21 protein-coding genes are annotated in these 23,706 nt (G+C 67.3%); 9 read left to right on the top strand and 12 right to left on the bottom strand.

The genetic code is table 11. The features are described 5' to 3' along the window. Positions 1–12: 12 nt before the first annotated feature. A complete protein-coding gene (locus AB4Z09_RS21140) occupies positions 13–1,281 on the bottom strand; it encodes a DUF885 domain-containing protein (RefSeq protein ID WP_442240598.1) in 1,269 nt (422 codons plus the stop codon). A gap of 150 nt (positions 1,282–1,431) precedes the next feature. On the opposite strand from AB4Z09_RS21140, the gene coaA reads away from it, so the two are divergent. Continuing rightward, positions 1,432–2,364 (top strand): type I pantothenate kinase, encoded by a 933-nt coding sequence (gene coaA, locus AB4Z09_RS21135; RefSeq protein ID WP_114718318.1) that lies wholly within the window; start codon positions 1,432–1,434, stop codon positions 2,362–2,364. A 50-nt stretch (positions 2,365–2,414) separates the two neighbouring features. Here coaA and AB4Z09_RS21130 read toward each other — a convergent pair whose 3' ends face one another. Both AB4Z09_RS21130 and AB4Z09_RS21125 read right to left on the bottom strand, forming a co-directional pair. After that, positions 2,415–3,554 (bottom strand): serine hydrolase domain-containing protein, encoded by a 1,140-nt coding sequence (locus AB4Z09_RS21130; protein ID WP_442240597.1) that lies wholly within the window; start codon positions 3,552–3,554, stop codon positions 2,415–2,417. Then, the gene (locus AB4Z09_RS21125; RefSeq protein ID WP_174908956.1) at positions 3,551–4,885 is read right to left on the bottom strand and encodes a flavin-containing monooxygenase; all 1,335 of its coding nucleotides are present in this window, start codon (positions 4,883–4,885) and stop codon (positions 3,551–3,553) included. Before AB4Z09_RS21125 ends, AB4Z09_RS21130 begins: the two co-directional genes overlap by 4 nt. A gap of 147 nt (positions 4,886–5,032) precedes the next feature. Here AB4Z09_RS21125 and AB4Z09_RS21120 point away from each other — a divergent pair, with 147 nt between their 5' ends. Then, on the top strand, positions 5,033–5,668 hold the full coding sequence (locus tag AB4Z09_RS21120) for a TetR/AcrR family transcriptional regulator (RefSeq protein WP_254622845.1): 636 nt from the start codon (positions 5,033–5,035) through the stop codon (positions 5,666–5,668). 7 nt (positions 5,669–5,675) lie between these two features. Here the strand turns inward: AB4Z09_RS21120 and AB4Z09_RS21115 are convergent, their stop codons facing one another. Then, positions 5,676–6,443 carry an isoprenyl transferase gene (locus AB4Z09_RS21115; protein ID WP_174908954.1) on the bottom strand — a complete coding sequence of 256 codons (768 nt, stop codon included), beginning with the start codon at positions 6,441–6,443 and terminating at the stop codon, positions 5,676–5,678. 180 nt (positions 6,444–6,623) lie between these two features. Between AB4Z09_RS21115 and trhA the strand changes: the two genes are divergently transcribed. The 5 genes from trhA (at position 6,624) to AB4Z09_RS21090 (ending at position 11,924) form a co-directional block, all read left to right on the top strand. Then, the gene (trhA, locus tag AB4Z09_RS21110) at positions 6,624–7,292 is read left to right on the top strand and encodes a PAQR family membrane homeostasis protein TrhA (RefSeq protein WP_174908952.1); all 669 of its coding nucleotides are present in this window, start codon (positions 6,624–6,626) and stop codon (positions 7,290–7,292) included. Positions 7,293–7,403: 111 nt separating this feature from the next. Beyond that, positions 7,404–8,912 carry a wax ester/triacylglycerol synthase domain-containing protein gene (locus AB4Z09_RS21105; RefSeq protein WP_174908950.1) on the top strand — a complete coding sequence of 503 codons (1,509 nt, stop codon included), beginning with the start codon at positions 7,404–7,406 and terminating at the stop codon, positions 8,910–8,912. A 123-nt stretch (positions 8,913–9,035) separates the two neighbouring features. Beyond that, the gene (locus AB4Z09_RS21100; RefSeq protein WP_442240596.1) at positions 9,036–9,233 is read left to right on the top strand and encodes a hypothetical protein; all 198 of its coding nucleotides are present in this window, start codon (positions 9,036–9,038) and stop codon (positions 9,231–9,233) included. A 568-nt stretch (positions 9,234–9,801) separates the two neighbouring features. After that, on the top strand, positions 9,802–10,752 hold the full coding sequence (locus AB4Z09_RS21095) for an alpha/beta hydrolase (RefSeq protein WP_254622844.1): 951 nt from the start codon (positions 9,802–9,804) through the stop codon (positions 10,750–10,752). A gap of 1,025 nt (positions 10,753–11,777) precedes the next feature. Then, on the top strand, positions 11,778–11,924 hold the full coding sequence (locus tag AB4Z09_RS21090; RefSeq protein WP_429516529.1) for a hypothetical protein: 147 nt from the start codon (positions 11,778–11,780) through the stop codon (positions 11,922–11,924). 65 nt (positions 11,925–11,989) lie between these two features. Here the strand turns inward: AB4Z09_RS21090 and AB4Z09_RS21085 are convergent, their stop codons facing one another. From AB4Z09_RS21085 to mca, 3 genes are read right to left on the bottom strand one after another with little or no spacing between them, the layout of a single operon-like run. Continuing rightward, positions 11,990–14,017 (bottom strand): thioredoxin domain-containing protein, encoded by a 2,028-nt coding sequence (locus AB4Z09_RS21085; RefSeq protein WP_442240595.1) that lies wholly within the window; start codon positions 14,015–14,017, stop codon positions 11,990–11,992. 7 nt (positions 14,018–14,024) lie between these two features. Continuing rightward, on the bottom strand, positions 14,025–14,345 hold the full coding sequence (locus tag AB4Z09_RS21080; protein ID WP_442240594.1) for a hypothetical protein: 321 nt from the start codon (positions 14,343–14,345) through the stop codon (positions 14,025–14,027). Between the two features lie 2 nt (positions 14,346–14,347). Continuing rightward, positions 14,348–15,223 (bottom strand): mycothiol conjugate amidase Mca, encoded by an 876-nt coding sequence (gene mca / locus AB4Z09_RS21075; protein ID WP_174908942.1) that lies wholly within the window; start codon positions 15,221–15,223, stop codon positions 14,348–14,350. A gap of 201 nt (positions 15,224–15,424) precedes the next feature. Here mca and AB4Z09_RS21070 point away from each other — a divergent pair, with 201 nt between their 5' ends. Next, positions 15,425–15,850, top strand: coding sequence for a DUF4307 domain-containing protein (locus tag AB4Z09_RS21070; RefSeq protein WP_174908940.1), 426 nt, complete (start codon positions 15,425–15,427; stop codon positions 15,848–15,850). A gap of 258 nt (positions 15,851–16,108) precedes the next feature. Then, on the top strand, positions 16,109–16,603 hold the full coding sequence (greA, locus tag AB4Z09_RS21065; protein ID WP_174908938.1) for a transcription elongation factor GreA: 495 nt from the start codon (positions 16,109–16,111) through the stop codon (positions 16,601–16,603). Between the two features lie 58 nt (positions 16,604–16,661). Here greA and AB4Z09_RS21060 read toward each other — a convergent pair whose 3' ends face one another. The 5 genes from AB4Z09_RS21060 to AB4Z09_RS21040 all read right to left on the bottom strand — a co-directional run bounded on the left by AB4Z09_RS21060 (position 16,662) and on the right by AB4Z09_RS21040 (position 23,438). Continuing rightward, entirely contained in the window at positions 16,662–18,569 is a 1,908-nt protein-coding gene (locus tag AB4Z09_RS21060) for an SEC-C metal-binding domain-containing protein (RefSeq protein ID WP_254622843.1), read from the bottom strand. Between the two features lie 57 nt (positions 18,570–18,626). Next, entirely contained in the window at positions 18,627–19,988 is a 1,362-nt protein-coding gene (locus AB4Z09_RS21055; RefSeq protein WP_442240593.1) for a C40 family peptidase, read from the bottom strand. Positions 19,989–20,150: 162 nt separating this feature from the next. After that, on the bottom strand, positions 20,151–21,305 hold the full coding sequence (locus tag AB4Z09_RS21050; protein ID WP_174908934.1) for a cystathionine gamma-synthase: 1,155 nt from the start codon (positions 21,303–21,305) through the stop codon (positions 20,151–20,153). A 60-nt stretch (positions 21,306–21,365) separates the two neighbouring features. Next, positions 21,366–21,974, bottom strand: a complete 609-nt coding sequence (locus AB4Z09_RS21045; RefSeq protein ID WP_174908932.1) for a hypothetical protein — start codon at positions 21,972–21,974, stop codon at positions 21,366–21,368. A gap of 78 nt (positions 21,975–22,052) precedes the next feature. Next, positions 22,053–23,438, bottom strand: coding sequence for a cystathionine beta-synthase (locus AB4Z09_RS21040; RefSeq protein WP_174908930.1), 1,386 nt, complete (start codon positions 23,436–23,438; stop codon positions 22,053–22,055). Positions 23,439–23,706 lie beyond the last annotated feature (268 nt).

Raw genomic sequence — 23,706 nt, 5'->3', positions numbered from 1 at the left:
ATCGCTACCAGTCTAAGGACGACCTCGGCCGAGCATCGAGGCGGCTCCGTCAGCGCTCACGACGTCGTCGCGCAGCGCACCCGGAGTGTCGTCGCGCAGCGCACCCGGAGTGAGGGGTTCGTCGAGCAGTCGGCGGAACCGCTCGGACCGTTCGGGACCGACCGGAGCCTGCGCCAGCCAGCCGCCGAGCAGGCGATATCCCTCGACATATGTGCTGATGTACGCGCGCCACAGCGGCGACGACAGGAACCGCAGGCTCTGCCGTGCCCGCTCGGGACTCGACAGCGTCCACCGCTGCAGGAACGCCGCGACGTCGTCGGCACTCGCCCCACGATCGTGGAGCAGCAGCGCGGCGTCCTGTCGCACCGACAGCAGCCCGCTCGACGCGTCCGCGAGTTCTTCCGCCCGCTCGCCGTCGAACCGCAGACCCAGGTCGGCGTAGATCTCCTGCGCCCACGTCCCCCATCCCGCCCCCACGATCGACTCCAGCGCCAGGTCCGCCAGGCCCTCGGCCATCAGGCACTGCGGGGTGTTGASGACGAACAGGGTCTGCTCGAGCTGGCCCGCCCCGACCAGCCCGGCCTCCTTGCGGCAGTGCTCGGTGTGGTGACCGGGATAGGACTCGTGGGCGATGAGGCGCGGCAGGTTCGACATGTGCTGGTCGAGATCGGAGTTGATCGCGACCGTGGAGCGGTAGCCGCCGAGGTAGTAGTTGAACCCGGACCACGGCTTGTCGCCGACCACCTCGTAGTCGACCTGCTCGTGCTCGGGCAGCGCATACTCGGCGCGGACGCGGTCGCGCAGCGCGCTGTTGAACGCCTCGACGCAGTCCTGCAACCGATCCGGCGGGATCCGATCGGCCGCGCGGTTCGCCTCCATGCGTTCGGCGAGGGTGCCCGGACCGGGCAGGACGGCATCCATCCGGCGGTGCGCGTCGCGATAGCGCTCCTCGTCGCCGGGCGCGATCCGCACGTCGAAGTACGCGGCGACCTCGTCGACGAAGCCGATGTCGTCGGCGGCGAACTTGCGCGCCGAGCACTCCAGCGCTGTCAGGTGCGCGTCGAGGAACCTCGTTCGCTCGTCGGTCAGTCCCGCGGAAGGCAGTTCGGCCCGCAGCGCGCGTGCACTACCGACGAGTGTGCGCGGGTCCGGCCGCGGCTCGTTGTCCACCTGACGGCGCAACGCCGGATCACCTGTGTAGGCGTCGACGAAACCCTCCTCCAGGCGGTCGAAACGCAGACCCAGCAGGAGGTATTCACGCACCAGTGTGTCGAGCTCCATGGCGGCTGACACTAGTCGTTTTCGCTGCGAAGTGGACCCGGCGCATCGGCGGTGTGTGGCTGCGAGCACAATCTGCCTCATGCACCTGCCTCCCCCCAGCACGCGCATGCACCGATCGCAGTCGAAGCCGCTCTCTCGAGAGATGCACCGATGGCACGGGTGAGCGAGTCCAGCCCCTACGTCGAGTTCGACCGCAAGCAGTGGCGCAAGCTGCGTAAGTCGACGCCGCTCGTGCTCACCGAGGAAGAGCTCGTCGGGCTCCGCGGTCTCGGTGAACAGATCGACCTCGACGAGGTCGCCGAGGTCTACCTCCCGCTCGCTCGTCTGATCCACCTGCAGGTCGCCGCGAGGCAGCGTCTGTTCGCCGCCACCGCAACCTTCCTCGGCGAGAAGCACCCCGACCGTCAGGTGCCGTTCGTCATCGGTGTCGCCGGCAGCGTCGCGGTCGGCAAGTCGACCACCGCCCGCGTCCTGCAGGCACTACTCGCCCGCTGGGAACATCACCCGCGGGTCGACCTCGTCACCACCGACGGGTTCCTCTACCCCACCGCCGAACTCACCCGCCGCGGCATCATGCACCGCAAGGGTTTCCCCGAGAGCTACGACCGCCGCAAGCTGTTGCGGTTCGTCACCGAGGTCAAGTCCGGCGCGGAAGAAGTTGCCGCCCCGGTCTATTCACACACCTCGTACGACGTCATCCCGGGCCAGTACCACCTCATCCGCCAGCCCGACATCCTCATCATCGAGGGCCTCAACGTGCTGCAGACCGGTCCCCGGCTGATGGTCTCGGATCTGTTCGACTTCTCGATCTACGTCGATGCCCGCATCGAGGACATCGAGGCCTGGTACATCAAACGTTTTCTGGCGCTGCGCAAGACGTCGTTCGCCGACCCCAACGCGCACTTCCACCACTACGCGGCGCTGTCCGACGAGCACGCGACCCTGGCGGCCGAGGACATCTGGAACTCGATCAACCGGCCCAACCTGGTCGAGAACATCCTCCCGACACGTCCGCGTGCCACGCTGGTGCTCCGCAAGGACGCCGATCACACCATCAACCGCCTGCGCCTGCGCAAGCTCTGAGGGTCCGGGTGTCCTTTGCGTCCCCCGTGCGGCGCAAAGGACACCCGAGGTCACAGCGCCGCGTACGCCTGGGCGACGTATTCCTCGGTGCGCGGCGCACCGAGGAGTTGCGGCGTCATCTTGTTCATCACGTACGCGAAGGTCATCCGACGGTCCAGATCGTTGACGACGATCGATCCGCCGTAACCCGTCCACCAGCACACCCGCCCGTCGGGGATCGAGGGATGGATCGCGGGAGCGGGCAGCGCGTACCCGAGCCCGAACCGCAGCGCGGCCCCGAGCACCTGGTCGACGCCGTCGGCCTGGACGTCGAAGACCCGCTCGACGGTCTCGGGTCGCAAGACCTCCACGCCGGAGACGGCCCGCCCGCCGTGCGAGACGACCGACTGGACACGGGCCACCGACCGGGCGTTGCCGTGACCGTTGACGCCGCCGATCTGAGCGCCACGCCACTGTCTGCTCGACGTCTCCGGGATCGGAATCGCCGGATTGGTCATCGTCTTGACGAAGACACTGTCGGCCGGCAGTGCGCCGTAGTCGAATCCGGTGGGCGGCGGCGCAATCAGGGGCGCGACCCGTGCATCCACGTCGGCGGGTGTGCCGATCAGGTAGTCGGCACCGCAGACCTCCGCGATCTCGGTTGCGAAGAACTCGCCGAGACTGCGCCCGGCGATCCGGCGGACCAGTCCGCCGACGAGGTGCCCGTAGTTGGTCGCGTGGTAACCCGACGCGGACCCGGGCTCCCACCACGGCGCCTGCTCGGCGAGCAGGTTCTCGGCAAGGACGTCGTCGCAGATGTCGGCGATCGTCACCGGCTGCTGCCAACCGCTCACTCCCGAGGTGTGCCCGAGGACGTGTCGCACCAGGACACCGTCCTTGCCGTTCGCGGCGAACTCCGGCCAGTACCGGGCGACCGGTGCGTCGAGGTCAAGCAGGCCGCGGTCGACGAGCAGCAGGGCCGCAAGCGTGGTCATGGTCTTCGTCAGCGAGTACGTGTTGACGACAGTGTCCTTGCCCCAGGGGGCGTCGGTATCGACGTCGGCGACGCCACCCCACAGATCCACGACGATCTCGCCGTCACGCACCACGCATACCGACGCGCCCGCATCGGTACCGTCGTCGAGATTGCGCTGCAACAGCTCTCGCAGCCCGGCGTAGCTAGGATCCGCGAACCCCTCGACGGGCGTCACCGCGCCCCCACCGGCACACTCTGCGCCCGCTTCTCCCCGGCAACCATCTCCTTCTTGAGATCCCGGACATAGCGCGCGAAGTCCACCTGAATGGTGTGGCGGGGCGTCTCGTAGTACTGCGCCAGGCTCGCGGCGTCGTCGACCCCGATGATCCGGCGCATCTCGTCGACGGACGGCGGCGCATAGCTGCCGTCGAGCACACCGGCGACGAGCTTGCTCTGCTGCTCGGCGAGATTGACGATCGTGGGCGACGCCTGCGCTAGACCCATGAAGAACAGGTTGTCGACGCCGGGCTGCATGATCCGTTTGAACAGCGGGAACCGGTGCTGCGCATCGGGTTGCAGCGACGGGTCGTCGAAGAACGGGAAGCTCATGTTGTACCCGGTGGCACACACGATCACGTCGGCGGGAATCCTGCGGCCGTCGACCAGGCGGACGTGGTCGCCGTCGAGCGACTCGATCGCCGGAACACATGTCAGGTCACCGGATCCGGCCTTCGCGAGGAAGTCGATGCTCACCGACGGGTGCGCACCGAGGGGCTCGTGATCGGGCTCGGGCAGGCCGTAGTCCTGCATCCGTCCCAGCGACTTCTTGATCTTGCGCCGGGCAATCTTCAGGCCCAGCTTCTTCGGCATCCACGGCGGCATCATCATCTTGTCGGCCGGCTTGCCCTCGCGGTACTTCGTGAGGACCCACACTCCGCGGCGCGCGGAGACCCAGACGTGCTTGCCAATAGACCGGTGCGAGAGTTCGGAGGCGATGTCGAGGGCCGAGTTGCCCATCCCGACCACGACGATGTTCTTGCCGCGCATGTCGATCGGGTCGAACGCATTGAGGTAGTCGTGGCTGTGGATGATCCGGCCGTCGAACTTGCCGGGATACTCCGGCATCCGCGGATCCCAGTGGTGACCGTTCGCGACGACGAGCGCGTCGTAGTTGCGGGTCTCGCCGGTATCCAGCGTGACCGCCCAGGTCCCGTCCGCGTTGCGAACGGCCTTCTCGACCATCGTGTTGAACGTGATGGTCTCGCGCAGACCGAACTTGTCGATGTAGTCACGGAAGTAGCCGTGCATCAGCGAGTGGTGCGGAAAGTGCGGCCAATCCGCCGGCACCGGGAAGTCCTCGAACTGCAACCGCGTCGACGAGGTGTCGATGTGCAGGCTCTCGTAGCACGACGACATGCCCGTCGGATTCTTGTAGTACCAGTTGCCGCCGACGTCGTCGGAGGCCTCGAAGCAGTCGTAGGGAATGCCGTGATCCTTGAGGCGCTTCGCGGTGGTGAATCCCGAGCAGCCGGCACCGATGATGCACACCTTGGGCAGTTGGGGCATGGACGTTCCTCTCCCGCGCTTGATCTGATCTCAAACCTGACAGAACGTGATCTGCGTCATAGAACCGGATTCACTGACACACTGTCAAGCGACAGCTTCCACGGGCCGATGTGGAACGGGTCCGTACGATGCGACCGGAGGTGTGAGGTGAACGAGATCGAGGTCAGGACCGAGGCCGACAGAAGGCCGACACAGCGCGACGAACAGAAACGGATCACCCGACTCCGGCTACTGGACTGCGCGCGCGAACTGTTCTCGGCGCGCGGCTACGCGGCCGTGAAGATCGACGACATCACGTCCGCGGCCGGCTGCAGCCGCGCCACCTTCTACCTGCACTTCACCGGAAAAACCGACGTCCTGCGCAAGATCGGCTCCGAATCGATGGAGCCGCGTGCGGCGTCGGTCTACGCCGACCTCGACGAGGTTCTCGACAGCGGATCTCGCGACGAGTTCGCACGCTGGGTCGGTCGGGCGATCGACTGGTTCGACCGCAACCGCGCGATCCTGCCGGCTTGGGACGAGGCACTGGTGCTCGAACCGGAGTTCCGCGAGGCGGCGCGCGATGCGATCTCGGCACTTCCGGACGCGATGCCGTCGTACCTGGCGCGGTGGGGAGACGATCGCCAACAGGAAGCCCGGCTGCGGATCGAACTACTCGTCACCCAACTCGAACGGTTCTTCACGCGATGGGCAGTGCAGGGCACCATCGAGGTTCCCCGCGAGCAGGCCGCGGAAATCCTCACCGACGTCTGGTTCCCGGCGATGACGCCGCCGGCGCGGTAGCGGTCGGTCAGGCGCCGAACCGGCGATGCCGGGCGGCGTAATCGCGCAGCGCACGCAGGAAGTCGACGCGCCGGAACTCGGGCCAGTAGGCCTCGGTGAACCAAATCTCGGAGTAGGCGCTCTGCCACAACAGGAATCCCGACAGCCGCTGCTCCCCCGACGTCCGGATCACCAGATCGGGATCGGGCTGACCCGACGTGTAGAGGTGACTGTCGATGCCCTCGACGCTCATCGCCTTGACGAGGTCGTCCCCGGCCAGTCCCTCATGGAGTTTCTCGCGGAGCAACGACTGCACCGCGTCGGCGATCTCCTGCCGGCCGCCGTACCCGACCGCGACATTGACGTGTGTGCCGGTGCGCCCGCGGGTGCTCTCCGCCGCTTCCCGCAACCGACGGGCCTGCGCTTCCGGGAGCAGGTCGAGGGTGCCGACGATCTTGACGCTCCAGTTCTGGCCCGCAGCGGAGATCTCCTCGACGACGTCGGTGATGATCTCGAGCAGCGTGTCGAGTTCCTCGGGTTCGCGACGCAGGTTCTCGGTGGACAGCAGGTAGATGGTGGCCATCTCGATATCGGCCGCGTCGCACCAGCGCAGCAGTTCGGCGATCTTGCGCGCACCCATCCGGTGCCCGTGACTGACGTCGGTGAATCCATTCTCCCGCGCCCACCGGCGATTGCCGTCGCACATCACCGCCACATGGCGCGGATGCTGTAAACCGTCGAGACGGCGCAGGAGCCGTCGCTCGTAGATGCTGTACAGCAGGCCGCGCAACTTCACCTGGACATCACCACGAGAAGAAAGACTACGCCGCGAACCCCGCGCACCCGCGACGGCGGTCACAGTGTCGCCTCGGAGACGTTCGCCACCGCTACAGTAGTTACCCTTCCGTAGGTTACGGTTGCGTAGGTTTGGTGGCCCGGACGGTTCCACCAGGCGGAACAACGACAGGGGCACCACATGACGGCACTCGGACTGGACGACCTGCCGGTCAAGCCACGCATGCGTGGCTGGATCCACGCGTGGTCGTTGGTGGTCGCGATCCTGGCGAGCGCCGTGCTGGTCTCGTTCGCCTATGCCAAGGAATCGCCACGTGCCGGCCTCGCCACACTGATCTACAGCGTCACCGTGTGCGGCCTGTTCGCGGTGAGCACCACCTACCACCGCATCCACTGGCACACCGTGCGCGCCCGCACATGGATGAAGCGTGCCGACCACTCGATGATCTTCCTGTTCATCGCGGGCAGTTACACCCCGTTCGGCCTGCTGGCACTCCCGCCGCGCACCGGCGCGATCCTGCTGACGGTCGTGTGGTGCGGCGCCCTCGCCGGGATCGCGCTGAAGATGCTGTGGCCCACCGCCCCTCGCTGGGTCGGAGTCCCGCTCTACCTCTTGCTGGGCTGGGCCATCGTCCCCGTGGCCGGAGATCTCGTCCACGAGGCCGGCGTTCTGCCCCTGGTCCTGCTCGCGATCGGCGGCGTCCTCTACAGCGTCGGCGCCATCCTCTATGCCACCAAGTGGCCCAACCCGTGGCCGCAGACGTTCGGCCATCACGAGTTCTTCCACGCCGCCACCGCGGTCGCGGCGCTGTGCCACTTCGTCGCGGTCTGCCTGGTCGTGTTCGGGTAGAGGGATTACCCAGATTCCCCTTTGCGGAGAATGCGCGGAAGGTCCCCGAAACACCCCGAGATCCGGGTTCACCTGCTTACCCTGGGCGGATCTGACCTGGGAGGGACCGTTGTGACGACGACCGAGCGAGAAGTGGGTGGCATCACCCGGCTGGCACCGCAGGATGCCGACTTCGTCTACCACGAGGGCGAGAACCACATCTCGAACTCGACGGGCATCTATTTGTTCGACACCACCGGCGAGGCCGCGCCGATCACACAGGCCGAGGCTATCGAGTGGATGCGCCCGCGCCTTGGCTACAGCGGAGTCTTCACCCGACGTCTGCGGCACATTCCTCTGGCGCTGGACTATCCATTCTGGGTTCCGGACCCCACCCTCGATCTCGCACAGCACGTGATCGTCGAGCCGGTCGACGGGCCGGGATGGGATGCCCTGCGACACCACATCGCCCGATTCTCGGGCAAATCACTCGACCTCACCAGGCCGCCGTGGAAGCTGCATTTCCTCACCGGTGTTACCGGCATCGACGGACTGCCCGACCGGATGACCGTCGCGGTCCTGCGCTGCCATCACAGTTCCGGGGACGGCCTGGCCGCCCGCGACCTGGCGTTGCGCATCTTCGGTCGCTCGGAGACTCACCCGCCCGTTCCGACGACGTCGGCGAACTGGTTCACGCCCGCAGAATTCGTCAAGGCCATCGGCCGGCTCCCCCAGCAGTGGCGCGACTTCCGCCAGGGGCTCACGACGTCGGGCGAGGCGGCGCGCCGAGTCACCGAACAGGTCGAGGCCGGCACGATCGCCCCGGCACCGCCACGGCGACCCGCAACCCGCTTCAACACGGCCATCACCCCTGACCTCACGTTCGACGTCGTGAGCTTCCCGCCCGAGGACATCCGCGCCGTGCAGGCAGCGGTCGAGGGCGTCACCTTCAACGACGTTCTCCTGGCTACGATTTCCGGCGCTCTCGCCGCCTACCTGGCCGAGAAGGGCGAAACCCCGCCGAGTTCTCTATCGACGCTGGTGCCGATGTCGCTGCGAGGCACTCGCCCCGGCGTGGCCGACCATCCGGACGGGAACCGTGCGAACCATCTCGCGCTGATGGCGGTGGATCTCCACACCGATATCGACGACCCGGTGCAACGACTCCGAGCCATCAACGCATCGGTCCGCGCCGAGAAGGAGCGGCACCGGAACCCGGATGTCCAGGAAGCCGCGTCCAGGATCGACACATCGCCGGCCTGGCTCCTGAAGCTCGTCATAAGCCTGATGGGTCTACGCAAACAGCCCGAGGGAACCGTCGAAACCATCAACACGATGGTCAGCAACATCCCATGGACCGGTAACGACATGGTCCTGCGCGGTGCGCCTCTCGTCAAGAGCTTCGGCATTCTCGGAATCATCGACAAGGTCGGACTGAGACATCTGATCGTGTCGCACCACGGCGACGAGATCGAGATCTCGTTCTGCACCGACACCGCGATGATGCCGGACACCGATCGTTACAAGGCCCTCCTCACCGAGTCGTTCCGCGCACTGGTCGAGCGCGCAACGCTCCCAGAGACCGAAGGACCTTCCTCCGATTCCCGAGAACTTTCTCGAAACCGACCCGCCATCCCGTGACACGTTGTTACCGTTCGTTTGATCACAGGCAATCCGCTCGTGATACACGGAAAACCGGTGTGCGATCCGAATTGCGTGCGGGATTCGGTACCGGGCAACACATAACGTCTTCAGGAGGCACAAATGGGTTCACTCGAAGGACTTATGGGAGCGATCTTGGGAAACGGTGGGCTCAACTCCMTCGCGGCCGATGGCCTGCTTCCCGCATTCCTCGGCTCCGCTCAGACCAGCATCACCGATGCCCTCGGCTCGCTGGGTGACCTCGTCACCATCGGCTTCGGCTCGATCGACAGCTTCTCGGCGCCTCCGGCCAAGGGCTAATAGCTGAACCGGGCCTACCAACCCCGCGATTACTAGCCGCGGCGGGCAGCATCGAGTGATACGGCCCGCCTCGATCCAGCTTTGACAATCGCTCGGAATCGTCTGATCTAAGGAGAGTCATGGGATCCATCTACGAAGTACTCGGAAATGTGACCGGGAGCCTGAGCGCGCAGATCATGAAGGGCATCGGGTCCCTCTTCACGCTGAGCGGCTACCCCGACGGACTGCCGAAGCAGTAAGACACTGGTGCCCTGGGCACCTCATCGGGGCTCGCGCTGTGTGCGCGGGCCCCGATTGTGTCTGTACGGCACCGGAAATGCATGGCGACGGACCCACGGGGAAGCAATCGCCTGCAGGACCCGAGCCGCACCGACCTCCGTCCCGCAGCCTCCCACTCGTGGAGGGATACTGCGATGAGAACTTGCATGCACTCGTGACCGATGATCGCACGGCCACCAGGCATCTGAACGCGTCGAGCTGGGGAGATCGAACAAGTATGCAGCGGAAGAATATTCGAGCACTGTCCGCGGGACTGCTGACTGTAGGACTCCTCACGGCGCTTCCTTCAGTGGCAGCAGCCGAACCCGAGATCGGGACGGTCGTACCGGAATACGTCCAGGTGGCCGCGGACGCGCAACCGTCGATCACCAGCATCACGACGGTGGACGATCGACTACTACTTCTGCAGGTCGCGTCTCCGGCTATGCGCCGCGAAGTGCCGGTCAACGTGCTGCTGCCCGCCGAGCGGAGTCAACCCCGCGGTGCGCTCTACCTCCTCGACGGCAACTCCGGCCAGGTCGAGAGCAGCAACTGGCTCGATCGAACCAGGGGCAACGCGGAGGACTTCTTCGCCGACAAGAACGTCAATGTCGTCCTACCGGTCGGCGGTACCGGAACTCTCTTCACCGACTGGACCCAGGACCACCCGAAGTTCGGGCGGACCCAGTGGGAGACGTTCCTGTCGAAGGAACTGCCCCCACTCATCGATGCCCAACTTGACACCAACGGCCGCAACGTCATCGGCGGAATCTCCTCCGGGGCACAGGGAGCCGTGATGCTGGCCGCACGCGAACCACAGCTGTACGACGGAGTCGTCGGCTACAGCGGCTGCTACGTCACCGACGGTCCCGTCGGGCGCGCGCTGACCGATCTGGTCGTGCTCAACGGCATGGCCAACTCCGAGATGATGTGGGGCCCGGAGGGCAACGACGTCTGGCGTGAACACGATCTGTTCCGCAACGCGTCCGCCCTCGCCGGGAAGAAGGTGTATCTCTCGTCCGGCAACGGACTACCCGGCCCTCACGAATCCCTCGACCAACAGGGCATTCAGGACCGGGTCGTCGTCGGCGGACTGCTCGAGGCCGGCTCCAATCTGTGTACCGACCAACTGGCGCAGGCTCTTCGAGACGCGGGCGCCGACGTGACCCGCAGTGCCCAACCGGTGGGTGTGCACGCGTGGCCGTACTGGCGCGACGAACTCGGTCGCTCGTGGCCCACCATCGAGGCGGCTCTTCGATAGCCACCGATCGACCATTTGGTGTTACCCGGACGAACCGACCAGTCGTTGTTACAGTCGACTGGCACGCGCAATTGCTCGTGCAGAACTCGGCACTCGCATTACTGTCGGGAGCTCGACAGCAGTGTGTTGCCGCAACCTGTCGGGAGTAGATATGGGTTCCTTAGCGGACATCTTCGATTCCATCCAGTCGATCGAACTGGCGGGAAACACGGTCAAGACCATTCTCGATTGGCTCGGCGACATCGTCACGAGCAGCGAGGCCTGACCTGGCCCGCGGTCCTGCCCTGATTCGAATCATTCGACTGGCAGAGCCTCCACGAGGCCTGCATCTACCTGGAGGTAAGACATGAGTTCGCTCGCAGACCTGATCAAGATTCCCGTCATGAGCCTCGACGCTCTCGGCGTGGGAGTGCTTCAGTCGCTCCGTAACTTGATCGATTACGCCGGTCTCGCACTGAGCTGAGGCACGTCGCAACTTTCAAGACTCCGTGAGTGCGATTCCAGGGGCCCGTGCGTCCATGCGCGGGCCCCTGGCGCATTCACCTCGTCGACCCAAGAGCGACGTCGCCCCTTCGGTCGCGCGGGCATTCCCCGACCCGACGAACGGGCAAGTGATCAAATATTTGTTTGAAGTGGCAGAATTCGGCGCTCCCCCGGCATTTTGCACCGCGAAACCGCGTCGATCAGATTCACCAAATTCACCACACTGGCATCAATGGGTTGCTACCTTCACTCCGGTCACAAGCACATGCTTGCGATTGAACATAGACGCATGCCCGCACACAGCTGCGGACAATTGCGCCACCCGCATTCACGTTAGGAGAGTTACATGGCTTCGATCGAGGACATCTTCAAGGGACTCGGCTCGCTGGACGCGCTCCAGGGCCTGTTCACCACGATCACCGGTTCGGTCGCGGGCATCTTCAACAGCTGACGCTGTCGACACGAACGCCCCGCTCCCACTGAGGAGCTTCCCCACCGTGTAGCGCGGCCCGGCCGCACTACAACCCTTATGGAGGCAATCCATGGACTTCGGATCGATCACCGGTCTCATCGCAATCCCCGTCGGCAGTGCCGACACCATCATCAGCGGCTACATCGATGCCGCCAACGGCGCCATCGCCGGCCTCACCAACTGGTTCAACGGCGTCACCGGCAGCCTCGGCTCGTAGAACGCTGATCCCATCCAGGGATCGAACCGGGGCCCGTGTGGAATACCACACGGGCCCTGCACGTTTCAGCGCTCTTCGACCGAATCCCGCAGATCATCGACCCCGGTCACCGGCCGGTCGCACACGAAACCCCGGCACACGTAGGCCGTCGGTGCACCGTCGATCCGAGGCCGATCGGCCAGCAGCGGAGCCGAATCCGGTGGGCCCGCGATCACCACGGCACCGCCGGGCGCCAGTCGTCGGGCCGCTTCGGCCAGGTCCGACGGCGCCATCTCTGCCACCGCGATCTGGATGGGCCCCCGCACCGACGCCTCCGCGACCGCGAGCCAGTGCCCCGCCGAACGCGGCGCGCGCTGCAGGACCACCGCCGCACGGGCCAGCGAATCCTCCGCGGCCGCTGCATACTTCGACGACCGGTCCGCCTCCACCAACGCCGCCGCGGTCAGCAGCGCCTCCGCGATCGCCGACGCCCCCGACGGCGTCGCCCCGTCGAGAGGATCACGCGGTCGGGCCACCAGCGTTTCGGCGTCGTCCGCGGTGTCGAACCAACTGCCGGCCTCGTCGCGATCGGCGAAGCGCTCGATCGCGGTGTCCAGCAGGGACGTCGCCGCGTCCAGCCACTCGGCCGCCGCGGTCACCTGGTGCAGCGCGAGCAGCCCCGTCGCCAGGGCCGCATAGTCCTCGAGGATCCCGGCGGGCTCCCCCACCGCGCCGGCGAGCGACGCGCGCCGCAGACGTCCGTCCACCAGATGCGTCGTGAGCAGGACGCGGGCGCACTCCTCGGCCGCGCGGACCCACTCCCACCGTCCGAACGCCGCACCCGCCTCGGCCAGCGCCGTGACGGCCAGCCCGTTCCACGCCGTGACCACCTTGTCGTCACGGCCGGGCTGCGGACGTCGGGCACGCGCGGCGAGCAGTCGGGCCCGGACCGCCGCGAGGCGCCGGCCGTCGGACGGGTCCACCGGCAACTGCAGGACCGATGCACCCCGCTCGAACGTCCCGACGTCGGTCACCGCGAACACCTCGGCCGCCCATGCGCCGTCCTCGGCACCGAGGACCTCGACCAACTGGCCCGGCGTCCACGAATAGGTGAGCCCCTCCTCGCCGTCGGTGTCGGCGTCGAGCGCCGACGCGAACGCCCCCGCGGCGGTGCGCAGGTCGCGCAACAGGAACTCGACGGTCTCCTCGGCGACGCGGTACGCAAGCTCGGATCCGGTGCGGCGAGCGAGGTGCCCGTAGAACCGCAGCAGCAGCGCGTTGTCGTAGAGCATCTTCTCGAAGTGCGGAACCACCCACTCCGCATCCACCGCGTAGCGCGCGAAACCCCCGCCGAGCTGGTCGTATATTCCGCCGCGCGCCATCGCGTCGGCCGTGCGCTCGACGGCACGCAGCGTCGGCTCGGCCCCGCTGCGCTCATACGAGCGGAGCAGACCCTCGAGCAACATGGACGGCGGGAACTTCGGCGCACCACCGAATCCGCCGCGTTCGCGGTCCTCGTCGCGCAGGATGCTCGCGACCGCGCCCGACAGCAGCGGGACGTCGACCGGCACCCCGCCGAGCGGCAACGCACCGGCGCTGCGGCGCAGTTCGGCCACCACCGACGCCGCTGCGTCGTCGACGTCACCGCGCCGCGTCAGCCAGGTGTCGGTGATCGCGTGCAGCAGTTGGGTGAACGACGGCATCCCGCCGCGCGGCTGCGCCGGGTAGTAGGTGCCGCAGTAGAACGGGCTGCCGTCCGGGGTGAGGAAGCACGTCATGGGCCAGCCGCCCTGACCCGTCATCGCGACCGTCGCGTTCATGTAGACCGCGTCGAGGTCCGGGCGTTCCTCCCGATCGACCTTGATGCACACGAAGCTCTCGTTCATCACGGCCGCCGTCTCGGGGTCCTCGAACGATTCGTGCGCCATCACGTGGCACCAGTGGCACGCCGCGTACCCGATGGAGAGCAGGATCGGCACGTTGCGTTCCCGCGCCCACTCCAGGGCCTCCGGCCCCCACTGGTGCCAGTGCACCGGATTGTCTGCGTGCTGACGCAGATACGGACTGGTCGCATCGCCGAGCGTGTTGCGCTCGCGCGGCCCCGGCCCGGTCACGGAAGTCCTAGCTCGCCGGTTTCGCGGGCGGATCGTGCTTGGCCTGCGGGTCCTCGTCCGGCCGACTCGGCTCGACGACCTCGGCGATCGCAGCGCCGCGGTCCGTGCCCTCGTCCGCCGCCTGATCGGCCTCGGGATGCTCCGGCTCGAAGTCGTCCGGCAGCTTCCGCAGCTGCTTGTTCATCGAGCGGATGAGCAGAACGGTGCCGATCAGCAGCGCCACGATCAGGACGAGCCCCAGCGGGGATGCCTTGCCGAACTCGGGACCCTGCGGGCTACTCGGGGTGCTGGTCCCCTGCGCCAGCAAGTCCCAGGCCAACGTCGTCATCACTACTGCTCATCCTCCACAATGCCCGCGAACAGGTCGTTCTCCGGGATGGCGGTGTGCACCCGGGTCTTGGCCAACTCGAACTCCTCGGTGGGCCAGATCTTCTGCTGAATGTCGAGCGGGACCGCGAAGAACGACCCGTTGGGATCGATCTGCGTCGCGTGGGCCCGCAGGGCGTCGTCACGCTGCGGAAAGTAGTCGCCACACGCGATCTGCGTCGTGACGCGCGCCATCAAGTCGCCCTGCTCGGTCTTCCACTTCTTGAGCCACTCGGCCATCGGGAACTCCTCCCCGCGGCGCTCGTACTCCTCCTGGAACTGCACCAGGCGCTTCCGGATGAAGCCGTGCGAGTAGTAGACCTTCTGCACTTCCCACGGCTCGCCCGCGTCGGGGAACTGCTCGGGGTCGCCGGCCGCGTCGTAGGCGGCCATCGACACCTCGTGGCACTTGATGTGGTCGGGGTGTGGGTAGCCGCCGTTCTCGTCGTACGTGGTCATGACGTGCGGCCGGAACTCGCGGATCACCCGGACCAGCGCCTCGGTGGGGATCTCGAGCGGTTCGAGCGCAAAGCAACCCTCGGGCAGCGGCGGCTTGGGGTCACCCTCCGGCAGGCCGGAGTCGACGAACCCGAGCCACGTCTGCTGCACACCCAGGATGCGCGCAGCCTCGGCCATCTCCTCCTGCCGAACCTCGTGCATCCGTTCCCGGATGCCCGGGACGTCCATCGCCGGGTTGAGGATGTCACCGCGCTCGCCACCCGTGAGGGTCACGACGAGTACCTCGTTGCCCTCGGCGGCGTAACGGGCCATCGTCGCCGCACCCTTGCTCGACTCGTCGTCGGGATGGGCATGAACGGCCATGAGTCGGTATCCGCTCACGTGTGTCTTCACCTCAGCTTCGCGTGTCACCGGCGTGGCGTGTCGCCTGCAGTCGTCGACCACTACCACTCGTCGGTCGTCGTCGTCCTTCCCCTATAGTTCCACCTGACACATACGACCGTCTGTCGTACCCCCGCTACGCGCGGCAAAACGGCGACTCCGACGGCCGTGCAGAGCACCACCACCGGCGAGAGCAGAGTGATGAGCAGTACGCCTTCCCCGGACCGCTACGGGTCCACCCGCCGCACGTCCGGCCCCATCCCCTGGGCCAAGTGGATTCTCACCGGTCTCGTCGTCCTCGCCGGCGTCGGCCTCGCGTACATCGCCTACACCAAGTTCGCCGTCAAGGAGATCGAGGGCGAGCAGGTCGCGTTCGACGTCGTCGACCAGACGACGATGAACATCCGATTCACCGTCACGCGCGACGACCCGTCCGAGCCCGCCGTCTGCATCATCCGTACCCGCTCCAAGGACGGCTCCGAGACGGGCCGCCGCGAGGTGTACGTCGGGCCGTCGGACTCGGGGACCGTCGAGATCACGGCCCCCGTTCGCGCATCTCAGCCGCCCGCTATGGGCGATCTGTACGGCTGCAGTCTGGACGTTCCGGACTACCTTCACGCAGGCTGACAAGTGGACCGATCGGTCTTCGTTCGGATCGGTCGATACCCCTCATCGTGCTAAAATGAGTCAATACACGGTTCCACTCGGAGCCGTGTATTGCTGCATTGACGGCAGGACGAGTCTGCTCACGAGATGGGCGAGCCGGGGTCTTCGCCACCGGACATTCGCTACGGACGAGAGCGGCCCTGCCCGTTGATCGCTGCTGTTCGCAGTGATCTGCCGAGGGAGTCCACCCGGACTTCAACTACAAGGGAGTGATCGAGAATGACCGAGACCCAGGTGACCTGGCTTACTCAGGAGTCTCACGACAGGCTCAAGAATGAGCTCGACCAGCTCATCGCCAATCGTCCGGTCATTGCCGCCGAGATCAACGAGCGTCGCGAAGAGGGTGACCTCAAGGAGAACGGCGGCTACCACGCCGCTCGCGAGGAACAGGGCCAGCAGGAGGCGCGCATCCGCCAGCTGCAGGAGCTGCTGAACAGCGCGAAGGTCGGCGAGGCCCCCACCCAGTCCGGCGTCGCACTGCCCGGCTCGGTCGTCAAGGTCTACTACGACGGCGACGAGACCGACACCGAGACCTTCCTGATCGCGACCCGCGAAGAGGGCGCCCGCGATAACGCACTCGAGGTCTACTCGCCGAACTCCCCGCTGGGCGCCGCGCTGCTCCAGGCCAAGGTCGGCGAGACCCGCGAGTACACCCTGCCCAACGGCAGCCTGATGAAGGTCACCCTCGTCAGCGCAGAGCCGTACCACGCCTGATACAGGCGCACAGACGCAGAACCCCGGCCGAGGATTCCTCGGCCGGGGTTCTCTCGTTTCAGCTCCGGAGCAGGGAGTGCGCGCCGAGGAACTCGACCAGCGCCTCGGGTTCGGGATGCTCGGCGAGCAGCGCGACCAGGTCGTCCGCGGCGGACGCCTCGACCGGCTCCATCCCACCGAGCGCGAGCAGCGTCGCCGATCCGGTCGGCAACAGTCGGGCGCAGACCACTGCCCCGACGTTCAGATCGCGACCGGCACCCTCGTGCGTGACCTCGACGGTGTCGTCTCCGCGCAGGTCCTGCAGCGTCACCACGTCGTCGGCCGCGGCGACCACGGTGTACACCGACCGCCGGGTGCGCACCCACTGCCCGGCGAGCTCGAGTTCCTCCGCCGGCAGCAACGCGCCGCGCCGACCGACGAACAACTCGAACAGGCCGCCCTCGAACAGCGCGACATCGACGGCCGGTCCGCCCTCGATCGCACGCAACAGTTCACCGTCGTCCGCCCCGGGCGCCGCATGGATCTCGGCGAGATCCAAGAGGATGTCGAACAGTTCCGGGGACCGCATGAACAGCTGTGCCTTGCTGTACAGCCATGCCGCCCGGTCGTCGGAGGTCAGCTCGGACCGACCGAGGTGGCACGCCTTGTACTTGCGGCCCGATCCGCACCAGCAGCGGTCGTTGCGTCCCAACTCGGGGTGCTCGCGCGGCGCGAAGCGTTGCAGCACGTCGTGCAATGCCTCCGATTCCCCGCCCTCGATCCGGCCGAGCAGTGACTGCGCGCGGGTGACGTCGCCGCCGTCGGCGGCGAGCAGTGCGAGGTCGAAGATCGCGGGGATCCAGTCGGGATCGTGGGAGAGAGCCTCGTCGTAGTACGACCGCGCGGCCAGGACGTCGCCGAGCCGGTCGGCGGCCTTACCCGCCAGCCAACAGGCCGCGGCCTTCGCACGACGCGGCGCCAGGTCCACGAGTCCGACGGCCACCGCGTGCAGCGCCTCGGTCCGGTCGTCGAACTCGCTCACCAGTTCCAGCGCGGCGGCGGCCACCACCGGATCCGACAGCAGCACGAACGCGTCGACGTCGGCGGAGATCTGTTCGTGCGCATAGGTTCTCGGATCGGCACCGAGCGCCGCCTGCTCCTGCGTCTGCCGCACCAGGTTCAGGAACTCGACCACTGCGCGGGCCTCGTCCGGGTGCAGTTCGTGCTCGCGTGCGACCATCCCGATCTGCACGGCCAGGCGGTGCGTGGCGAAATCGAATCCGCGCACCGCGAGGTAGTCACCGTCACGCACGTAGCCGGCGGCGTCGATCAGCTCGGCGAGTGGGACGGTGGGGGCGACGAACAACGCCGGGTCGTCGATCATCAGCTGCCAGACCAGGGCGTCCAGGTGCTCGGCGGCATCCTCGGGCACGATCCGGCGCAGGGCCGCGGTGAGGTCGGGCGCGGAAGCCGGTTCGCCGGTCACCCTTCGCAACTCCAGCCCACCGTCGACGGCGGTGATCGCGACGAGGTCCCCCGCCGCGTAACCGGCCAGAGCCCCCGGCTCGAGCAGCAGCCCCTCGTCGTACAGGAAATCGGGATCGGTGACACCCCGCTCCGCGAAGACGTCGTCGTCCAGCCCTTCGAAGACCACACGGAACCCCTGCTCGGAGTCGAATGCAAAGGCAGTCAGCGGCGTCAGGTCGGGGTTGGCGTCGAGGATGCCGGCGGCGATCTCCGCATCCGTGAGCCGATGGGTCAGCGTCCGGCCCTCGAGGAGCGGACCGAGCGCAAGGTTCCGCCCATCGGGGAGGAAACCGAGATCGTAGTCGTCGAGTGCCTCGACGACGTCCTCCATCTCGCGGGCGGAGCCGTACCCCGCGTCGGCCAGACGCCGCCCCCACTCCTCGGTGGTCAGCGCTCCGTGCTCACGAAGAATGGTCATCGCGGCGTCGGCGATGCGGTCACGGGGATCGGGCTCGGTCACGGGGATCGATCGTATTCGATTCCCGTGACCGCGAATGCCACGCCGAGGCGCGGACCGTCACATGACCCGGCGTGCCTTCATGTCGCCGAAGACCGGCCCGACCTTGACGACATCGCCGAAGGTCGGGGCGTGGACCATCATCCCGTTGCCCATGTAGATGCCGACGTGTCCGGGGCCCCCGGCCTGCCAATTACCGAACACCAGATCGCCGGGTTGCGCCGCGGCCATCGGGATCTCGGTGCCGACCCCCCACTGCGTCTCCGACGTGCGCGGCAGTGCGACCTTGCCGCCGCTGGCGGCGAACACCGCGAACGACGTCAGACCCGAGCAGTCGAAGCCACCCATCGACGGTCCGCTGATATTGCCGCCGCCCCACACGTACGGCAGACCGAGGTAGCGCATCGCGAGCTGCACGACCGCGCCCCCGATGCCCGACGTCGGGAGAGTGATGTTGCCGAGGTCGAGGTTCGCGAACGGCGACAGCAACTGCTCGAACTGGCCCTCCGACGCGCGGATCTTCTGCACGTACGGCCCGCTCTGGTCGGCCGCGTCGTCGACACCCGACGGCACACCACCCGCCTTGCGCACCGCGCGGGTGCCGGCGTTGAACGCGGCGAGCGCGAGATCGAGGGTGTCGCCCTGGACCAGGCCCTCCTGCTTCCACGCGTCGACCTGCGCATAGTTGTCGCACAGCATGTGTCCCGCGGCCATCACCGAGTCGGCGACACCGAGGATGTCGGCCGTGCCGTCACCGTCGGCGTCCTTGCCGTACTTGGCCCACTCGCTCGGCATGAACTTCGCGGGACCACGCCCACCGGCGAGCGAGACCGGAGCCGTCGGACCGTAGCGGAAGTCGTTCTCCACCGAGAACAGCGCCGCGAGGGTGGGCGCCTTGACGCCCCCACAGATCTCGCCGGCCTGACGCAGCCACGGCGCGAACACCGCGATCGAACCGACCTGCCCGAGGAGATTGCCGGGCGGGAGTACCGCCGACAGCGACGGCAATGTCAGACCGCCGACACCGGGCAGCGTGATCGTGGGAGCGGTGTTCGCGCCGACAGCGGGAGGGATCACGGTCGGCACCGCCGCGGGGGGTGTGGCGACCGGCGGGGCAGGTTCGGGCGCGGGAGCCTCCGGCGTCGGGACCACATCGGTGGACGGCAGCGAGTCGGGGGCCTTCGGAGCTTCGAGGGCGGGTATCACCCTGACGAGATCGGTCGCCGCCTGCTCCMGCATTTCGGGTGGGAGCAGTGCGACGATGCTGTTCACCGGTTCCACGAGCTGCGGCGCGGACTGCACGGCGGCGGGCGCTTGTGGGGCTTCGGGAGCCGGGTCGGGTGTTGCGTTCGCAACCGCGGGGAACGCGACACCTGTTACTGCTGCGACAGCCACGATCGCGGCTGCGGGCTCCCATGTCATACACCGCTCCTGGGGGTCGTGCTTGTCCGAGGACTCACGGTAACGGGCAAACAGACTGCCGCGGGCGGGATTCAGGAAACCCTCAGTGTTTCGCGCACTTGTCGTCGACCGGTGTTCACCGAACACGACGACAAGTGCGCGAAACGCGAGATCAGCGCGGGATCAGCCGAGCGCCTGCTCCACATCGGCGAGCAGATCGGCCGCATCCTCGATACCCACGGACAGGCGCACCAGATCCTCCGGCACCTCCAGCGCGGAGCCCGCGGTGGACGCGTGCGTCATCGCGCCCGGATGCTCGATAAGCGACTCGACGCCGCCCAGGGACTCGGCGAGCGTGAAGATCTGGGTGCGCGAGCAGAAGTCGAGCGCGGCCTGCTTGCCACCCTTCAGTCGCACCGAGATCATGCCGCCGAAGCGCCGCATCTGCTTGGCCGCCACCACGTGGCCGGGGTGCGACTCGAGGCCCGGGTAGATGACCTGGGAGATCGCGGCGTGGCCRGTGAGCAGATCGACGATCTTCTCGGCGTTGTCGCTGTGCCGTTCCATGCGCAGCGCGAGGGTCTTGATGCCGCGCATCGTCAGGAAGGCGTCGAACGGTCCCGGGACCGCACCCGCGCCGTTCTGCAGGAACGCGAACTTCGTATCCAGTTCCTCGTCGTTCGTCACGAGCGCGCCGCCCACGACGTCGGAGTGTCCGCCGATGTACTTCGTCGTGGAGTGCAACGCGATGTCCGCACCCAACTGCAACGGCTGCTGCAGGTACGGCGACGCAAAGGTGTTGTCCACCACCAGCTTTGCCCCGGCGGCGTGTGCCACCTCGGAGATGGCGGCGATATCGCCGATGTTGAGCAGCGGGTTGGTGGGGGTCTCGACCCACACCAGCTTCGTGTTCGGCCGGATCGCGGCGCGGACGGCGTCGACGTCGGACACCGCGGCGGGGGTGTACTCGATGCCCCACTGGGTGAAGACCTTGTCGATGAGCCGGAACGTGCCGCCGTAGGCGTCGTTCGGGATCACCAGGTGATCGCCCGGGCGAAGCATCGACCGCAGCACGCAGTCGGTGGCCGCCATCCCCGAACCGAACGCCCGCCCGAACGTGCCCGACTCGAGCGCCGCGAGGTTCGCCTCGAGGGGGCGACGGGTCGGGTTGCCGGTGCGCGCATACTCGAAGCCGCCGCGCATCCCGCCGACGCCGTCCTGGGCGAAGGTGGAACTGGCGTAGATCGGCACGTTGACCGCACCGGTCTGCGGGTCGGGCTCGTACCCCGCGTGGATGGCCTTGGTGGAGAAACCGCTGGAGAATCCCTGCTCGCTCATGGCGACCAGCCTAGCGACCCGGGCCGCCGCACCCGTCCTCCGGCCGTCGGCCCACCCGCCTCAGTTCGACATGGCCGCGCCGACCGCGAGAACGACCTCCACGGCCTGCTCCTTCGACACGTCCGCCCCGTCGGGAACGATGAGGAGAATCTGCGCGCCGGGCAACGACAACGCCACATCGCGACCACCCAGTGGGGTCGAGACGTAGCCACCCAGCCGTTCCGCGGCAGGAGACGACACGAACCTGTCGGGCCGCTCCTTCGCCATGTAGTCCCGGGTCCGGGCCAGCTGTTCGGCGGTCTGGTCCACGGAGTTGACGGAGACGGTGACCGCCTTCGTCAAGCCCCCGGCACCGGACTGGTTGAACCAGCACATGGTCGATCCGCCGTCGACCGAGGGAGTCCGGTCCAACCGGTAGCCCTTCAGCACGCCCAGCACCGGCTTCTCGATCTCGGCGCACGTCGGCGGCTTCGACACCTGGACGGCAGCGCCGCCCGGCACCCGCGGCTCGGTCGCCGGCGACCCCGAATCGCTGTCGGGCGGTCCCGCCACGACCATGCTGTCGCCCTGTGCCTGCGGCGTCCCCTCGATCGTGCTCCCGCACGCCGAACCCGACATCACCACCGCCGCAAGACATGCGGCAGCCCCCACTGCTCTCCCCCATTGCATGCCGAGAGCGTAACCGAGCCCCGAAACGGGAGAATCCCCGACGGTGGCCGTCGGGGATTCTCCGTGAAACTCGCGGCGTTACGCGCCGGCGCTGAGGAAACCGAGCAGGTCGTGCCGGGTGATCACGCCGACGGGCTTGCCGTCGTCGACCACCATGAGCGCATCCGTGTCGCCGAGGGCCTTCGTCGCCGACGACACCGGCTCGCCCGCACCGATCAGCGGGAACGGCTTGCTCATGTGCTTCTCCACCGGGTCGGCGAGAGCGGCCCGGCCCTCGAAGACCGCACTGAGCAGGTCGCGCTCGGATACGCTGCCCGCGACCTCGCCCGCCATGACGGGCGGTTCCGCGCCGACGACCGGCATCTGCGAGACGCCGTACTCGCGCAGGATCTCGATCGCGTCGCGCAGGGTCTCGGACGGGTGCGTGTGCACGAGGTCCGGCAGCTCACCGGACTTGCCGCGCAGCACGTCGCCGACGGTCTGCTCGCCGGTCGAGCCGTCGAGGCGGCTGCGCAGGAAGCCGTACGACGACATCCACTCGTCGTTGAAGATCTTCGACAGGTAGCCGCGGCCACCGTCGGGCAGGAGCACGACGACGACGGCGTCGGGGCCCTCACGCTCGGCGACCTTGAGCGCCGCGACGACGGCCATGCCGCACGAGCCGCCGACCAGCAGGCCCTCCTCGCGGGCGAGACGACGGGTCATCTCGAAGGAGTCGGCGTCGGAGACGGCGATGATCTCGTCCGGAACCGACGGGTCGTAGGCGGTGGGCCAGAAGTCCTCGCCGACACCCTCGACCAGGTACGGCCGTCCGGTGCCGCCCGAGTACACCGAGCCCTCGGGATCGGCGCCGATGACCTTGACCTTGCCGCCCGAGATCTCCTTGAGGTAGCGACCGGTGCCGGTGATGGTGCCGCCGGTGCCGACGCCGGCGACGAAGTGCGTCACCTTGCCCTCGGTGTCCCGCCAGATCTCGGGCCCGGTGGTCTCGTAGTGGCTGTCGGGTCCGCCCGGGTTGGCGTACTGGTTGGGCTTCCAGGCGCCGGGGATCTCCTTCACCAGACGGTCGGAGACGTTGTAGTAGCTGTCCGGGTGCTCGGGAGCGACCGCGGTGGGGCACACCACGACCTCGGCGCCGTATGCACGCAGCACGTTGCGCTTGTCCTCGCTGACCTTGTCGGGGCAGACGAACACACACTTGTAGCCGCGCTTCTGCGCGACCAGGGCCAGGCCGACGCCGGTGTTGCCGGACGTGGGCTCGACGATGGTGCCACCCGGCTTCAGCTCGCCCGACGCCTCGGCGGCGTCGATCATCTTGACCGCGATGCGGTCCTTGGAGCTGCCGCCCGGATTGAGGTATTCGACCTTGGCAGCAACCAGCCCGGAGTTCTCGCCGACGACGGAGGACAGCTTGACCAGAGGGGTGTTGCCGATGAGATCGACGACATGATCCGCGATGCGCATGACCCCATGCTTCCAGATCCGATTCGGACACGTGTCGCGAAGGGTCCTTACCTGCGCGAAACCGCCCCGGCACGGGCTCTCGCTGAGTGGGACGGGCGTTCGTCACTCGACTTCCGGGAACGTGTTTCAGAACCGCGTGCATCCGACCAGGTCGCGGCCCCTGCGGCCGGGCAAAACCCGCGGTAGGACGAGTTCCGGGCCGCCGACGACTGACTGCCGCGTGGTGATGTGGCGCAGGCAACGTAAGTTCATGGTCGAAGAGACCAAC

Source organism: Rhodococcus sp. TAF43 (assembly GCF_052113525.1).
Classification (GTDB): domain Bacteria; phylum Actinomycetota; class Actinomycetes; order Mycobacteriales; family Mycobacteriaceae; genus Prescottella.
Note: the sequence above shows the minus strand (reverse complement) of the source record. Positions and strands in the feature narration are given on the sequence as shown.

Coding starts and splice junctions, on each gene's coding strand:
- coaA (WP_114718318.1), top strand. CDS start 1,432: ATGGCACGGGTGAGCGAGTCCAGCCCCTACGTCGAGTTCGACCGCAAG.
- AB4Z09_RS21125 (WP_174908956.1), bottom strand. CDS start 4,885: ATGCCCCAACTGCCCAAGGTGTGCATCATCGGTGCCGGCTGCTCGGGA.
- trhA (WP_174908952.1), top strand. CDS start 6,624: ATGACGGCACTCGGACTGGACGACCTGCCGGTCAAGCCACGCATGCGT.
- AB4Z09_RS21090 (WP_429516529.1), top strand. CDS start 11,778: ATGGACTTCGGATCGATCACCGGTCTCATCGCAATCCCCGTCGGCAGT.
- AB4Z09_RS21080 (WP_442240594.1), bottom strand. CDS start 14,345: ATGACGACGTTGGCCTGGGACTTGCTGGCGCAGGGGACCAGCACCCCG.
- AB4Z09_RS21070 (WP_174908940.1), top strand. CDS start 15,425: ATGAGCAGTACGCCTTCCCCGGACCGCTACGGGTCCACCCGCCGCACG.
- greA (WP_174908938.1), top strand. CDS start 16,109: ATGACCGAGACCCAGGTGACCTGGCTTACTCAGGAGTCTCACGACAGG.
- AB4Z09_RS21045 (WP_174908932.1), bottom strand. CDS start 21,974: ATGCAATGGGGGAGAGCAGTGGGGGCTGCCGCATGTCTTGCGGCGGTG.
- AB4Z09_RS21040 (WP_174908930.1), bottom strand. CDS start 23,438: ATGCGCATCGCGGATCATGTCGTCGATCTCATCGGCAACACCCCTCTG.